General features: G+C 67.1%; 12 protein-coding genes. All 12 read left to right on the top strand.

Annotation, left to right across the window (positions count from 1 at the left end; genetic code table 11):
• A partial coding sequence (locus tag G3N96_RS11445) for a MotA/TolQ/ExbB proton channel family protein (protein ID WP_206137281.1) occupies positions 1-776 on the top strand: 776 nt, incomplete at its 5' end.
• A 20-nt stretch (positions 777-796) separates the two neighbouring features.
• Complete coding sequence (locus G3N96_RS11450; protein ID WP_124583458.1) at positions 797-1,219, top strand: biopolymer transporter ExbD; 423 nt, start codon at positions 797-799, stop codon at positions 1,217-1,219.
• A gap of 183 nt (positions 1,220-1,402) precedes the next feature.
• Positions 1,403-1,834 carry a biopolymer transporter ExbD gene (locus tag G3N96_RS11455; protein ID WP_089440151.1) on the top strand — a complete coding sequence of 144 codons (432 nt, stop codon included), beginning with the start codon at positions 1,403-1,405 and terminating at the stop codon, positions 1,832-1,834.
• Between the two features lie 40 nt (positions 1,835-1,874).
• On the top strand, positions 1,875-3,041 hold the full coding sequence (locus G3N96_RS11460; protein WP_241022598.1) for a tetratricopeptide repeat protein: 1,167 nt from the start codon (positions 1,875-1,877) through the stop codon (positions 3,039-3,041).
• A 300-nt stretch (positions 3,042-3,341) separates the two neighbouring features.
• The gene (locus G3N96_RS11465; protein ID WP_124583462.1) at positions 3,342-3,917 is read left to right on the top strand and encodes an XRE family transcriptional regulator; all 576 of its coding nucleotides are present in this window, start codon (positions 3,342-3,344) and stop codon (positions 3,915-3,917) included.
• Positions 3,918-4,251: 334 nt separating this feature from the next.
• Positions 4,252-7,032, top strand: a complete 2,781-nt coding sequence (locus G3N96_RS11470) for a TonB-dependent receptor (protein WP_206137282.1) — start codon at positions 4,252-4,254, stop codon at positions 7,030-7,032.
• A gap of 239 nt (positions 7,033-7,271) precedes the next feature.
• The gene (locus G3N96_RS11475) at positions 7,272-9,194 is read left to right on the top strand and encodes an extracellular solute-binding protein (protein ID WP_206137283.1); all 1,923 of its coding nucleotides are present in this window, start codon (positions 7,272-7,274) and stop codon (positions 9,192-9,194) included.
• A 13-nt stretch (positions 9,195-9,207) separates the two neighbouring features.
• A complete protein-coding gene (locus tag G3N96_RS11480; RefSeq protein WP_089494911.1) occupies positions 9,208-10,257 on the top strand; it encodes an ABC transporter permease subunit in 1,050 nt (349 codons plus the stop codon).
• The gene (locus G3N96_RS11485; RefSeq protein WP_206137284.1) at positions 10,211-11,323 is read left to right on the top strand and encodes an ABC transporter permease; all 1,113 of its coding nucleotides are present in this window, start codon (positions 10,211-10,213) and stop codon (positions 11,321-11,323) included. Before G3N96_RS11480 ends, G3N96_RS11485 begins: the two co-directional genes overlap by 47 nt.
• On the top strand, positions 11,323-12,966 hold the full coding sequence (locus G3N96_RS11490; protein ID WP_206137285.1) for a dipeptide ABC transporter ATP-binding protein: 1,644 nt from the start codon (positions 11,323-11,325) through the stop codon (positions 12,964-12,966). Before G3N96_RS11485 ends, G3N96_RS11490 begins: the two co-directional genes overlap by 1 nt.
• A complete protein-coding gene (locus G3N96_RS11495) occupies positions 12,959-14,410 on the top strand; it encodes a TldD/PmbA family protein (RefSeq protein WP_206137286.1) in 1,452 nt (483 codons plus the stop codon). The genes G3N96_RS11490 and G3N96_RS11495 overlap by 8 nt, the downstream gene beginning before the upstream one ends.
• Complete coding sequence (locus G3N96_RS11500) at positions 14,410-15,771, top strand: metallopeptidase TldD-related protein (RefSeq protein WP_206137287.1); 1,362 nt, start codon at positions 14,410-14,412, stop codon at positions 15,769-15,771. The genes G3N96_RS11495 and G3N96_RS11500 overlap by 1 nt, the downstream gene beginning before the upstream one ends.
• The last annotated feature ends 1 nt before the right edge of the window (position 15,772 follow it).

A 15,772-nucleotide genomic window follows, 5' to 3' on the forward strand; every position in this document is an offset into this window, starting at 1 on the left:
CGACGCCGTCGGCCGCACCGGCCCCGGCCGCCGAGCCGGCTCCGCCGCCCGCGCCGGCCACGACGGAAGCCGTCGAGAATCCGTACGGGCTCGGTGCGCTATGGAAGAACGGCGATTTCGTCGCCCGTTTCGTGCTGATCCTGCTGGTGATCATGTCGATGGGCAGTTGGTACATCATGATCACGAAGTTCCTGGAGCAATTGCGCGCCAATCGCCGCGCGAAGCTGGCGGATGCGCAGCTCTGGACCGCGCCGTCGCTGGCCGAGGGCGCCAAGCTGCTCGACGAGGCGTCGCCGTTCCGGTTCATCGCCGAAACGGCGATCGAGGCCGGCGAGCATCATGAAGACGCGCTGCTGGAAGCGGTGGACCGCAACACGTGGATCGACGTGTCGGTCGAGCGCTCGATCACGAACGTGTCGAACCGGATGCAGGACGGGCTCGCGTTCCTGGCCACGGTGGGCTCCACCGCGCCGTTCGTCGGGCTGTTCGGCACGGTCTGGGGGATCTATCACGCGCTGACGGCCATCGGCATCGCCGGGCAGGCGTCGATCGACAAGGTCGCGGGCCCGGTGGGCGAGGCGCTCATCATGACCGCGATCGGCCTCGCCGTCGCCGTGCCGGCGGTGCTTGGCTACAACTTCCTGGTCCGCCGCAACAAGTCGGTGATGGAGCGGGTGCGCAACTTCGGCGCGCAGCTGCATACCGTGCTGCTGGCCGGCAATCGGCGCCCGGTACGCGCGTCGTCGTCGCCGGCCGCGGCGTCGCTCGCGAACTGACCGGCTGACGGAGACGCGCGATGGCCATGAACGTCGGGCAGGACGATAGCGACGAGGTGATCGCCAACATCAACACGACGCCGCTCGTCGACGTGATGCTGGTGTTGCTGATCATCTTCCTGATCACGATTCCGGTCGTGACGCACACGATCCGGCTTCAGTTGCCGAAGGAGACGGTGCAGCCGCTGCAGACGACGCCGAAGAGCATCGAGATCGCGGTGAACCGCGATGGCGATTTCTTCTGGGGCGAACAGCTGGTGGATGCCACGACCCTGCTCGCGAAGCTGAAGGACGTGTCGCAGCAGCAGCCGCAGCCGAGCGTCCACGTGCGGGGCGATCAGAACACGCGTTATGAGTTCATCGGTCGGGTGGTCACGATGTGCGAGCGCGCGGGGATTGCGAAGCTGTCGTTCATTACGGAGCCGCCGGCGCGCGGGGGATAGTCGCGCAGCGGAATCGAGGGAAGCAGGGGGCTGGCGGCAAGTGGTGGAGCGCTGACGCTGGTCGACCGCGAAGCATGGGATCCGCGTAAGCGCTGAAGCGCTAACGTGGATCGACCGCGAAGCATGGGGCCCACGTAAGCGCTAAAGCGCTAAAGCGCTAACGTGGGTCGACAGGAGTCGACGATGGGAATGAATGTGCCTTCGGGCGGGAGCAATGCCGAACCGGAAGTGATGGTCGATATCAACACCACGCCGCTGATCGACGTGATGCTGGTGTTGCTGATCATGCTGATCATCACGATCCCGATTCAGATGCATTCGGTAAAGATGGACCTGCCGGTGGGGAATCCGCCGCCGCCGGCCGCGCCGCCGGAAATCGTGCAGATCGACATCGACTTCGACGGCACGACGACATGGAACGGCGCACCGGTGCCGGACCGCGCGGCGCTCGAGTCGAAACTGACCCAGGTGGCGGCGGAACCCGTGCAGGCGGAGATCCATCTGCGCCCCAACAAGCTGGTGCCGTACAAGGACGTGGCCGCGGTGCTCGCCGCCGCGCAACGCGTGGGCGCGACCAAGATCGGCCTGATCGGTAACGAACAGTTCATGCAATGACGACACGGACGAGCCGATGAACCCGCGACGACTGAAACGGATGATGGCGGTGACGGCGCTCGGCGCGGCGGCCCTGCTCGGACGCCCGGCGCTGCCGGCGGACGCGCTGCGGCCGGACGTGGCGAAACCGTTGGCGGCCGCGCAGGAGCTGTACCGCGCACGCAAGTATCGCGACGCGCTGAGCAAGATCGCGCAGGCGGCCGCCGTGCCGAACCGGACGCCATACGAAACCACCGTCGTGGAAGAAATGCGCGGCGCGGCAGCGATGGCGGCCGGCGACTCGGGTACGGCCGCGCAAGCGTACGAGAGCGTGCTGAACGCGGGGCGGCTCTCGGGCGACGACGAGCAACGGACCACGGCGGCGCTCGCCGGCATCTACTTCCAGCAGAAGAACTACCCGCTGGCGATCCGCGTCGCGCAGCGCTACCTGAAGGCGGGTGGCTCGGATCCGGAAATGCGCACGCTGCTCACGCAGTCTTACTACCTGTCAAACGATTGCGCTCCGCTCGTGAACCAGTTGAAAGCGAGCACCGACGCGCAGGCGAATGGCGGACACGCACCGGATGAAGGGCAGTTGCAGATGCTGGCGACCTGCGCGCAGAAAGTGAAGGACGGCAACGCGTATCGCAGTGCGCTCGGGCTGCTGGTCGCTTATCACCCGAGCCCCGCGTACTGGGACGAAATGGTCACGGCCATTCGCGGCAACCCCGGGTATCTGCCGACGCTCGACCTCGACATCTACCGGCTGCGGCGGGCGACGGGCTCGCTCACGACCGCCAACGCATACATGGAAATGACGCAGCTCGCGCTGGTGGCGGGCTCGCCCGCCGAGGGCAAGCAGGTGATCGACCAGGGGTTCGCATCCGGCGTACTCGGCAAGGACGCGCAGGCGGACCGCGAGAAGCGGCTGCAGACGCTCGCGGCGAAGCGCGCGCAATCGGGCGCAGACGCCACGACGCCGGCAGCGCCGATCGATGCGGGCATGAACCTCGTCTTCGAGGGTCATGCGCAGCAGGGGCTGCCGATGATGGAGCAGGCGATCGCGAAGGGCGGGCTCGAGCATCCCGACGCGGCGCGGCTGCGGCTCGGCGAGGCGTATTACTTGGCCGGCCAGAAGGCGCGTGCGGTCCAGGTGCTGCGCACGGTCAAGGGCACCGACGGTTCCGGTGATCTGGCACGGCTCTGGACGGTGGTGGCCTCACGGTAACGCAACGGAAGTACACGGCCGCGCGCAACGCGAGCGGTCGGAAAGCGGTGTGCCGCCGCGATCGCACCCATGCACGACGGGCAGGTCAGCCGATGGAAAGGGGAAACCTTGTTAATTAGTAAACCGAATGAAATGGGCGAGTGCCGCGCGGCCGCACGGCGCCGGTGCGCGGCCGCACCGCGCGGTGCTTGCACGTCGCGACAGCGTGCGGCGGGGGATCGTGCCGGGCCGGCTGCGTCACGGCATCGGTCGGGGCTTGACGACATCAAACCGATTTCGACTGCGAGGGACCGTCTTTCCATGGTTTTGCCCCCTGATGAGTCGGTGCTCGTCGCCGTGTCGCTCGGCAACAAGATCCGGGCGTTGCGCCAGCGCCTGAAGCTCACGCTCGACGAAACGTCGACGATCGCCGGCATTTCGAAGCCGTTCCTGTCGCAGGTCGAGCGCGGGCGGGCGACGCCGTCGATCACGTCGCTGGTGCGGATCGCGAAGGCGCTGGGCGTGACGATGCAGTACTTCATCGACACGCCGACGGAAGCGCGCTCGGTATGCCGCGGCAACGCGCTGCAGTATTTCCAGTTCACGAACTCGGCCAGCCGGTTCGCCAGGCTGACGAACCCGGTGGACAGCCGCAAGCTCGACGCGATTCTCGTCCGGATGCCGTCGGGGCAATTGCCGTCCGAGATGACGACGCATGCCGGCGAGGAGTTCGTCTACGTATTGCGCGGGCAATTGGCGCTGACGCTGGAGGATTGCACGTTCACGCTGAACGAGGGCGATACCGCGCATTACGAATCGACGATGCCGCATGCGTGGCGCAATACGGCCGACGAAGAGGCGGTGATCGTCTGGGTCGGCACGCCCAGGCTGTTCTAGCGAAGGTGGCCGGCAGGAAGGAGAAGTACCCGGTCGACGGAAGAGGGGGCGGTACGGCGCGCACACAGGTTCGCGTTGTACTAAACCCGCTGTTTGTCGAATCGGGAAGAAGCAGGCAATGCGCTCAATGTAGGTGCTTAGTATGACGAATCAAAATAGAACAAGACGGTGATGCTGAATGGCGCTGGTGCTACGAGGCCGATCCGTTCGAGTCGTGGCAGTCGATAGCGTGGCAATCGCGGGTTCCGGTACACGGGCACCCAGGACGCGCAAGGAATTCACAAGGTTCCGGCGCACAGCAGGTGGGGTCTTACTACGAGCGAGAGGGAACAAGATGAAGCAGAGAGTGTTGGCGTTGGCCATCAAGAGGATAGTCTGGGCGGAACTCGCGTTGACGGCCGTACTGGCGCCGCCGGCGTTCGCCCAGAGCCAGCCGGCGCCGGGCGCCGTCGCGATCGCGGATGCGGTCGCGAGCGGCGCGCCCGTGACCGTCGCACAGGCGGGCGACACGGCGGGCAGCGCCGCCGCACCGGACGCTGCGGCACCCGGTGCAGCGGCCGACGCGACGCCTGCCGCACCCGCCGCGAACGGGCAGGGCAAGGTCGCGCAGATCAAGCGGTTCGAAGTGACGGGCTCGCTGATCCGGCAAGCCGACAAGACGGGTTTCCAGCAGGTGCAGACGATCACGCCGAAGGAAATCCAGGCCAGCGGCGCGGTGACCGTCGCCGACTTCCTGCGCGATGCGGCAGCCAACTCGGCGAACAGCTGGGGCGAAGGGCAATCGGGCAACTTCGCGGCCGGCGCGGCCGGCATTGCACTTCGCGGCCTCTCGGAGAAGTACACGCTCGTGTTGGTCGACGGCCAGCGTGTCGCGCCGTATGCGTTCTTCTCGAACAGCGTCGATTCGTTCTTCGACCTCAACACGATTCCGCTCAACGACATCGAGCGGATCGAAATCGTGAAGACGGGCGCCGTGTCGCAGTACGGTTCGGACGCGATCGGCGGTGTCGTCAACATCATCACGAAACACAATTTCCGCGGCCTGCAGCTCGACGGCAGCCTCGGCAGCGCGATCAACGCCGGCAACGGCGACGGCACGATGAAATTCGGCGTGCTCGGCGGCTTCGGCGACTTGAACGCCGACCGCTTCAACGTGACGGCCGCGCTCAGCTACTACAAGTCGAACGGCTTCACGCTGGCCGATCGGGATTCCACGCGCAACCAGGACTTCACGGGCAAGCCGGGCGGCTTCTCGCTGCTCGCGCCGTCCTACTGGAACATGCCCGACGGCAGTGCGCAGGCGCTGACCGGCGGCTGCCCGTTCGGCGGCTCGGTTCATCCGGCCGCGCCGAATTCGCTGTCGGCCGGGTTGCCGGGCACCATCTGCGGGTACAACACGGCGGAAAGCACGTCGATCCTGCCGATGACCGAGCGCCTGAACGCGAAGCTCCATGGTGACTTCAAGATCGACGACAAGACGACCGCGTTCGCCGACTTCATGGAGAGCTACAACACGACCACGACCAACGACGGCCTGTGGAACAACGTGATCGGCAACTCGCAGAACCCGGCGCTCGTCTGGAATCCGCAGACGAAGCTGCTGTCGCCGTTCAACTACACGGTGCCGGTCAGCAACCCGTACAACACGACCGGCGCGGCCACGCCGCTCACCTATGCGTTTCCGAACACGGTCGCGCAAAAGACCTGGGCCAACTACTGGCGGGCGGCCGCCGGCATCAAGGGCTCGTTCACGTTGCCGTACGGCGACTGGGACTGGGCGACGTCGGTCAGCCATTCGCAGAGCACGGTGTCGAACGTGTTCACGAACCAGCTGAACGTGAACGCGCTGAACAACATCTACCAGAACGGCACGCTGAATTTCGCGAACCCGGCCGCGACGCCGAACGCATTCAACGGGCTGTTCCAGGAAGCGAACAACCTCGGCATCTCGAAGCTCGACACGATCGATGCGACGCTGTCGACGCCGAACCTGTTCCATCTGCCGGCCGGCGACGTCGGCATCGGCTTCGGCGCGCAGTTCACGCACCAGAGCGAAACGCTGACGCCGGGCTCCGAATACCTGAGCGGGGCCGTCGTCTCACCGGACCTCGAGACGGTGGATGGCCAGCGCAACGTCGCGGCCATCTATTACCAGATCAACATACCGATCATCGAGAACCTGACGTTCAGCCAGGCAGGCCGCTACGATCACTACACCGACGTGGGCGGGGCTTTCTCGCCGCGCTTCGCGTTGCGGTACCAGCCGATCAAGGCGCTCACGTTGTATACGTCGTACAACCGCGGCTTCCGCGCGCCGACCTTCGTCGAGGACAGCAAGTCGCAGACGCTCGGGATCCAGGTCGATCCGGCCACCGGCCAGAACTACACGTCGATCACCGTCGGCAACCCGAACCTCGCGCCGGAACGCACGCGCAACCTCAATATCGGCTTCCAGGTCTCGCCGAGCCGTTACACCGACCTCGGCTTCGACTGGTACAAGATCCGCATCGACAACGTGATCGGCCAGGGCAAGCCATCGCAGGTCGTGACCGACCCGACGACCGGCCAGTTGCTGTACAAGGTGATTCCGTACCAGAACCTCGGCTACCTCGACACGAACGGCTTCGAAGGCACGTTCCGCCAGGGCCTGCCGCTGAAGGGCTGGGGCACGATTACGCTGTCGGGCGACTGGGCTTACGTCAACAGCTACAAGATCGGCTTCCCGGGCGCCGCGCCGGTCAACGGCGCAGGCAACAACTTCACGATCACGCAGCCGTTCGGCGGCAGCTTCCCGCGCTGGCGCGGCAATACGACGCTGGACTGGAACTACCGGAAGTTCGATGCGGCGCTGACGTGGCAGTTCACGGGCCCGTACGCGCAGAACCTGATGCCCGAGCCGAGCAAGGTCGGTTCGTACAGCCAGTTCAACCTGATGGTGACGTACACGGGCTTCAAGAACTGGACGATCTACGGCGGCATCGACAACCTCTTCAACCGCACGCCGCCGTACGACCCGATCTTCGCGAACGGCACGCTGAGCCAGAGCGGGTACGACACGTCGGTGTACTCGTACATCGGCAGGTTCGCGCAGGTCGGCGCGACGTACAAGTTCTGATGGCGATCGCGATGCACTGACAGGTTTGGGACAGGCCGCTCCACGTCCACTACCCCCCTTTTCGGGGCGGCCTTTTTTCACCTGGCGCCACGACGGCCCGCAACCGGGACGCGCGGCGGTGCAGTTCATCCGATCGTGACCAGCACGAACCATCCGCGGGACGCGGCCGTATGCGGCGTCCGGCACGGGCATCGATTGCGTGCAGGCTTCGCACCCGCACGCTTCCGGACAGACTGACCATGAGACTGTTGAATGGGCGACGGGCACGCGTGCCGCGCCACTCGCACCTGACGCGCACGCACGGGCGGATGCGTACTGCCACGCGCGCCGCGCTGCTCGCGTGCGCCGTGTGGCTCGTGTCGGGCGGCGTCATGCCGCAGGCCGCGCTCGCGGTGCCGGCGATTTCGCAATACGACCATCCGAAGTATCCGCCGGGCTTCACGCATTTCGACTACGCGAATGCGGATGCGCCGGACAGCGGCACGCTCCGGTTCGAGAACTACGACGAAGCGCAGAGCTACGATTCGCTGAACCCGTTTCTCGTGCGCGGCGCGCCCGCACCGGACATCAAGAACCTGATGTTCGACACGCTGATGCAGCGCAGCTGGGACGAGCTCGCATCCGAATACGCACTGATCGCCGACGACGTCGACATCGCGCCCGACGGATTGTCGGCGACGTTTCACATCAACCCGGCCGCACGCTTCTCGAACGGCGACCCGATCACCGCGGCCGACGTCAAATATTCGTTCGACACGCTGTCGAGCCCGCAGGCGTCGCCGCTGTACAACGCGCAGTTCGCGATCATCAAGCGCGCGATGGTGGTCGACGGCCAAACGGTGCGCTTCGAATTCAAGCACGCGGAGCGCGACGCCGCGCTGATCGCGGGCGACCTGCCGGTGTTCTCGCCGAAGTGGGGGCAGCGCGCGGATGGCACGCGGCCGCCGTTCGACCAGATCGCGAACGTGCCGCCGATCGCGAGCGGCGCGTACCTGATCGACCAGCGCAGGAACGACAAGCAGATCAGCTACGTGCGTAACCCGCACTACTGGGCAGCGAACCTGCCGTCGCGACGCGGCATGTTCCGCTTCGCGCACGTGTCGTTCAAGCTGTACCTGGATCAATACACGGCGCTCGAAGCGTTCAAGGCCGGCGACATCGACGCGCGCATGGAATACAGCGCGACGCAGTGGGCGCGCAAGTACGTCGGCAAGAATTTTCGCAACGGCATGCTGACGCGCGGCGAGTTTCCCGACGGCCCCGCGCAGATGCAGGGTTTCCTGATGAACATGCGCAAGCCGATGTTCCAGGACGTGCGGGTGCGGCATGCGCTCGCGCTGGCGTTCGATTTCGACTGGATGAGCCGGATGATGTTCTACGGGCAGTATCGCCGCACCAACAGCTTCTGGGAGGCGAGCCCGTTCGCGGCATCGGGCATGCCGAGCGGGAAGGAGCTGGCGCTGCTCGAACCGTTCCGTTCGACGCTGCCGCCCGAGGTGTTCGGCCCGATGGTCCGGCAGCCGTCGACGCTGCCGCCGAACTCGCTGCGCGCGAACCTGAAGGAGGCGCGCGACCTGCTCGCGCAGGCCGGCTGGCATTACCGCGACGGGGCGCTGCGCGACGCGAACGGCACGCCGATGACGATCGAGATCATCGACGACCAGCCCGGCATGGACCGCCTGATCCTGCCGTACACGCAGGCGCTCGCGATGCTTGGCATTCAAGCCTACCTGCACGAGATCGACAGCGCGCTCTACCTGAAGCGGCTCGACAATTTCGAGTACGACATGACGACCTACATCTACCTGCCGGTGACGATTCCGGGTGCGGAGCTGACGCGCCGCTTCGGCAGTGCGGCCGCGTCGCAGCCGGGCTCCGAGAACTATCCGGGCGTGAAATCGAAGGCCGTCGATGCGCTGATCCGCGCGGCGCTCGCGGCCGACACGCTCGACGATCTCGAGACGGCCACGCACGCGCTCGACCGCGTGCTGATCAACCTGTACGCGCTGATTCCGCAGTATTACCTGCCGAATGCGCGGATCGCGTACAAGGCGACGCTCGGTCATCCGTCTATCGTGCCGGACTCCTATCAATACGAGGACTGGATCATCGACTACTGGTACGTGAAGCAACCGGCGGCGAAACCCGCGCCGGCCGCCTGACGGAGGAACGACGATGCTGGCATACATACTCAGGCGCTTGCTGCTGATGATCCCGACGCTGATCGGGGTGGTGACGATCACGTTCGCGGTCACGCAGTTCGTGCCGGGCGGCCCGGTCGAACAGGTGCTCGCGCAGTTGCGCCACGGCAGCGCGCGCGGCGGGGAGGCGGGCGGCGCAGGCGGCTACCACGGCAGCCAGGGCGTCGACCCGCAGCAGATCGAGCAGATCCGCAAGCAGTTCGGCTTCGACAGGCCGCCGCTCGAACGCTACGTGCTGATGCTGAAAAGCTATGCAACGTTCGACCTCGGCCAGTCCTATTTCGCGCACCGCAGCGTGTGGGCGGTGATCCGCTCGAAGCTGCCGGTGTCGATCACGCTCGGGATGTGGACGGTGATCCTCACGTACCTGGTGTCGGTGCCGCTCGGCATCGCGAAGGCGGTGCGCAACGGGTCGCGGTTCGACACCGTGACGAGCGTGCTGGTGCTGGCCGGCTACGCGGTGCCGGGCTTCGTGCTCGGCGTGCTGTTGCTGATGCTGTTCGGCGGCGGCACGTTCTGGCAGGTGTTCCCGATGCGCGGGCTCACGTCCGACAACTTCGACGACCTGACGCTGATCGGCAAGGCGCTCGACTATCTGTGGCACGTCGTGATGCCGGTGACGGCGTCGGTCGTCGGCAACTTCGCGATCGTCACGATCCTGACCAAGAACACGTTCCTCGAGGAAATCGGGCGGCAGTACGTGCTGACCGCACGCGCGAAGGGCGCGCCGGAGCGCGACGTGCTGTGGAAGCACGTGCTGCGCAATGCGGCGATCCCGTTGCTCACCGGGCTGCCGGCCGCGTTCGTCGGCGCGTTCCTGAACGGCAACCTGCTGATCGAGACGCTGTTCTCGCTCGACGGCATGGGGCAACTGTCGTACGACTCGGTGATCCGCCGCGACTATCCGGTCGTGCTCGGCTCGCTGTTCCTGTTCACGCTGATCGGCCTGCTGACCAAACTCATCGCGGATATCTGCTATGTCCTCGTCGACCCCCGTATCCAGTTCAACCGCCTGGACCACTGACCCGGCCTGCGCCGCGTGCGCGGCGTCGCCGTCGCCGTGGCGGCGCACGTGGCTGCGCTTTCGCGCGCAGCCGCTCGGCTACTGGAGCCTCGTGATCTTCGCGGTGCTGTTCGCGCTCAGCCTCGGTGCGGACCTGCTGTCGAACGACCGGCCGCTGATCGTGCGCTACGAAGGGCACTATGACTTCCCGATCGTGAAGGACTATCCGGAGACGGCGTTCGGCGGCGACTTTCCCGCGATGACGAACTATCTCGATCCGTATATCCGCACGAAGATCGAGTCGCACGGCAATTTCGCGATCTATCCGCCGAACCGCTATCGCTACGACACGATCGACTATTTCGCGTCGCGGCCGTATCCGGCGCCGCCGTCGTCGAGCAACTGGCTCGGCACCGACCAGTTCGGGCGCGACGTGCTTGCGCGGCTGCTCTACGGGTTCCGGCTGTCGGTGCTGATGGCGTTCGCACTGACCGTATCGGGCGTGCTGGTCGGCGTGCTGGCGGGCGCGCTGCAAGGCTTCTACGGCGGCCGCACCGACCTGGTCGGGCAGCGCCTGATCGAGATCTGGAGCGCGTTGCCCGACTTGTACCTGCTGATCATTTTCGCATCGATCTTCACGCCGTCGCTGTGGCTGCTGTTCATCCTGCTGTCGATGTTCGGCTGGCTCGTGCTGTCCGATTACGTGCGTGCCGAATTCCTGCGCAACCGCGCGCTCGACTATGTGAAAGCGGCGCGCACGATGGGGCTGACCAACGCACAGATCATGTGGCGCCACGTGCTGCCGAACAGCCTCACGCCGGTGATCACGTTCCTGCCGTTCCGGATGAGCGCGGCGATCCTGTCGCTGACGAGCCTCGATTTCCTCGGCCTCGGCGTGCCGCCGCCGACCCCGAGCCTCGGCGAGCTGCTGCAGGAGGGCAAGAACAACCTCGATGCGTGGTGGATCTCGGTCGCGGCGTTCGCGGCGCTGGTGGTCACGCTGCTGCTGCTCACCTTCATGGGCGATGCGCTGCGCAACGCGCTCGATACGCGCACGCGCGGTTCGGCATTCGGCGGAGGGCGGTGATGACGAGACCGTTGCTGCAGATCGACGGGTTTTCCGCGCATTTCGGCGCGAGTGCGGCCGTACAGGACCTGAGCCTGTCGATCGGCCGCGGCGAGCGCGTGGCGCTCGTCGGCGAATCGGGATCGGGCAAGAGCGTGACCGCACTGTCGATCCTGCGGCTCGCGCAGCAGGCGACGCTGTCGGGGCGGATGCTGTTCGACGGCGAGGACCTGCTCGCGAAGACCGAGCAGCAGATGCGCGGGATTCGCGGCGCCGACATCGCGATGGTGTTCCAGGAGCCGATGACCGCGCTCAATCCGCTGTATACGATCGGCAAGCAGATCGCCGAGAGCCTGCGGCTGCACGAGGGGCTGCGTCCGGGCGATGCGCGCGAGCGCGGGATCGCACTGCTGCGGCGCACCGGGATTCCGGAGCCGGAGCGACGCATCGACAGCTTCCCGCATCAATTGTCGGGCGGGCAGCGGCAACGCGCGATGATCGCCATGGCACTGGCGTGCCGGCCGCGGCTACTGCTGGCGGACGAGCCGACCACCGCGCTCGACGTGACGGTGCGCCAGCAGATCGTCGACCTGCTGATCGAGCTGCAGGAGCAGGAGGCCGCCGCACGCGGGATGGCCGTGCTGCTGATCACGCACGACCTGAACCTCGTGCGGCGCTTCGCGCAGCGTGTGGCCGTGATGGAGAAGGGCGTGCTGGTGGAGACCAACACGACCGCCGCGCTGTTCGCGGCGCCGCAGCATCCGTATACGCGCCGGCTGCTGGACAGCGCGCCGCAACGGGCGGTCGAGCCGGTTGCCGCCGGCGCGCAGACGATCCTCGACGTGCAGCACCTCGCGGTCGACTACCGCATCGCGGCAAAGGGCTGGCGCTCGGTGCTCGGCAAGACGACGTTCCGCGCCGTGCACGACGTGCAGCTGAGCCTGAAGCGCGGCGAAACGCTCGGGATCGTCGGCGAGTCGGGCTCGGGGAAATCGACGCTCGCGTCGGCCGTGCTCGGGCTGCAGCGGCCGGCGTCGGGCGGGATCGAGATCGATGGCATGCCGCTGGCGTCGCTGCGCACGACGCAGGGCCGGCGCACGCTGTACGGGCGCATGCAGGTGGTGTTCCAGGATCCGTTCGGCTCGCTGTCGCCGCGCATGACGGTCGAGCAGATCGTCGGCGAGGGGCTGGGCGTGCATCGGCCGCAGGTGGCCGGCGACGCGCGGCGGGCGCGGATCGCCGCGTTGCTGCAGGAGGTGGGCCTGCCGCCCGAGGCGATGCTGCGCTATCCGCACGAGTTTTCCGGCGGCCAGCGGCAGCGGATCGCGATCGCACGGGCGCTGGCTGTGGAGCCGGAACTGCTGGTGCTCGACGAGCCGACGAGCGCGCTCGACGTGTCGATCCAGAAGCAGGTGCTGAATCTGCTGACGAATCTCCAAAAGAAGTACAAACTCAGCTACCTGTTCATCACGCACGATCTGGCCGTGATGCGCGCGATGGCCCACCGGGTCATCGTGATGAAGGCGGGGCGCGTGGTCGAGGCGGGCGAGACGCTCGACGTGCTGCACGCGCCATCCCATCCGTATACGCGGGCGCTGCTCGCGTCGTCCATGCTGGCGCCTGAGCGCGGCCCGCAGGAGCAGCAAGAGAGAACCGATGATTGATGAGAACCGGGCGCCGGGTGCCCGAGCCGTGCAGGCGGCGCAGGGGTTGCGCAGCGACGCCGATTTCTGGTCGCTGCGCATCGTCGACGAGACGATTGACGAGCACGCGGTGCGCAACGACGTCGCGCAGCCGTTTTCGCGCACGCGCGAGCGCGGTGCGATGCTGACGGCCTGGGCCGGCACGGGCGCCGGCTATGCGGCGACGCCCGACCTGTCCCCGGCCGGGCTGCAGGCGGCGCTCGACATCGCGACCGCGCGGGCCCGGGCCAGCGCGCCGTGGGCGCTGGTCGATCATCGCCACGCTGCGCGTCCGCAGGCGAGCGGCACCTATGCGTCGCCCGATGTCGATGCGGCGCTGCCGTCGCGCGCGGAGTGGATCGAGCGTCTCGCGCACGAATGCGCGGCGGCAAACCTCGGCGCACGCATCGTCGAGCGTTCGGCGAGCGTGATGATCGTGCACACCGAGCAGTGTTACGTGACGAGCGACGGCGTACGGATCGACCAGCGCTTCCGCTTCCTGATGCCCGAGCTGCAGGCCGTCGCCCATGGCGACGGCGACACGCAGACGCGCTCGCTCGGCCAATCGGGCACGCTGGCGCAGGGCGGCATCGACGTGCTCGCGCGCTACGGCTTCGACGGCGCCGGCGCGCGCGTGGCCAACGAGGCGCTGCAGTTGCTCGCCGCGCCGAACTGCCCGACCGGCCGGCGCGACCTGCTGCTGATGCCGGATCAGATGATGCTGCAGATCCACGAGTCGATCGGCCATCCGCTCGAACTCGACCGGATTCTCGGCGACGAGCGCAACTTCGCCGGATCGAGCTTCGTCAGGCCGGAGATGGTCGGCCACTATCAATATGGCTCGCCGCTGCTGAACGTCACGTTCGATCCGGAGCCGACGGCCGAAGCCGCGTCCTACGCATTCGACGACGACGGCACGCCGGCGCGCAAGCAGTACCTGATCCGCAACGGCGTGCTCGAACGGCTGCTCGGCGGGGCGCTGTCGCAGCAGCGCGCGGGCTTGCCGGGCGTCGCCAACTCGCGCGCGTCGAGCTGGAACCGCGCGCCGATCGACCGGATGGCGAACCTGAACGTCGAGCCCGGTGACCAGTCGCTCGATGCGCTGATCGCGGGCACCGAGCACGGGATCCTGATGCGCACCAACACGTCCTGGTCGATCGACGACCACCGCAACAAATTCCAGTTCGGCTGCGAATTCGGGCGACTGATCGAGAATGGCCGGCTCACGCAGGTCGTCAAGCGTCCGAACTACCGCGGCATCTCCGCCCAGTTCTGGCGCAGCCTGCGCGCGGTCGGCGATGCCAGCACGTTCGGCATCTACGGCACGCCTTACTGCGGGAAGGGCGAACCCGCGCAGATCATCCGTGTCGGGCATGCCGCGCCGGCCTGCGTGTTCGCCGGCGTCGACGTCTTCGGAGGCGCGTGATGACGGGATTCGATCCGATGGCCCGCCAGGCCGGAATCGACTGGCACGCGTATTTCGCCCGGCTCGCCGACGACGCGCAGCGGCTGACCACGCCGACCGAAACTGTCCTGCTCGGCTTTTCCGGCGAAACGTCCGACTTCATCCGTTTCAATGGCGGCAGGATTCGCCAGACCGGGCGCGTCACGCAGGGGCGGCTGTCCGTGCGGCTCATCGACGGGGCGCGGCAGGCGCACTCGGCGCTGACCGTCTGCGGCGATCCGGCGGCCGATCTGCGCGAACTGGCGGACGCGCTTGCCGTGCTGCGTGACGGCCTGCGCGATGCGCAGGACGATCCGCATCTGCTGTTCGATACCGCGTCGTGGGTGCAGGAAACGCGCCGCACCGGGCGCTTGCCGAATGCGGACGCGCTCGCGCGAATCGTGGCCGAATGCGCGCGCGGGCTCGACTTCGTCGGCTTTTACGCGGGCGGCACGCTGGCGCGCGGCTTCGCGTCGTCGACCGGCAGCCGCGGCTGGTACGAGGTCGAGAATTTCAACTTCAGCTGGTCGCTGTACGACCCGAGCGGCCGCGCGATCAAGACCGTCTATGCGGGCGACGACTGGCGCGATGCGGCGTTCGCGGCGAAGGTCGACGCGGCCGCGGCGCGGTTGCCCGTGCTCGGCCGCGCGCCGAAGGCGCTTGCGCCCGGGCGCTACCGTGCGTATTTCGCGCCGGACGCCATTCACGAGATGACGAGCCTGCTCGGCTGGAGCGGCTTTTCGGCGCGCGCGGTGGCGAGCGCCCGCAGCCCGCTGCATCGCCTGTACGCCGGCGAGGTCGCGCTCGATCCGCGCGTGTCGATCACCGAGGATTTCTCGCTGGGGATCGCGCCGGCGTTCAACGCGGACGGCTACCGGCGCGACAGCGTGCCGCTCGTCGTCGAAGGGCGGGGCGCCGGGCAGCTCGTCTGCGCCCGCACCGCACGCGAGCAAGGGGGCACGCCGAACGGTGCGGACAACGCCGAAACGCCGCAGTCGCTGACGATCGCCGGCGGCACGCTCGCCGATGCCGACGTGCTGGCCGCGCTCGACACGGGGCTCTACGTCGGCAACCTCTGGTACCTGAACTTCTCCGACCCGATCGCATGCCGGATGACGGGGATGACGCGGTTCGCGACGTTCTGGGTCGAAGGCGGGCGCATCGTCGCGCCGGTCGACGCGATGCGGTTCGACGACAGCTTCTATCGGCTGTTCGGCTCGGAGCTCGAGCAACTTGGCGCGGCACCGGCGCTGCTCGCGAGCGACGACACGTACGGCGAGCGCGCCACCGGAGGCGCGCAGCTGCCGGGGCTGCTCGCGCGTTCGTTCGAGCTCACGCTGTAGC

Origin of the sequence: Burkholderia sp. Se-20373 (assembly GCF_017104705.1) — a bacterium.
Classification (GTDB): Bacteria; Pseudomonadota; Gammaproteobacteria; order Burkholderiales; family Burkholderiaceae; genus Burkholderia.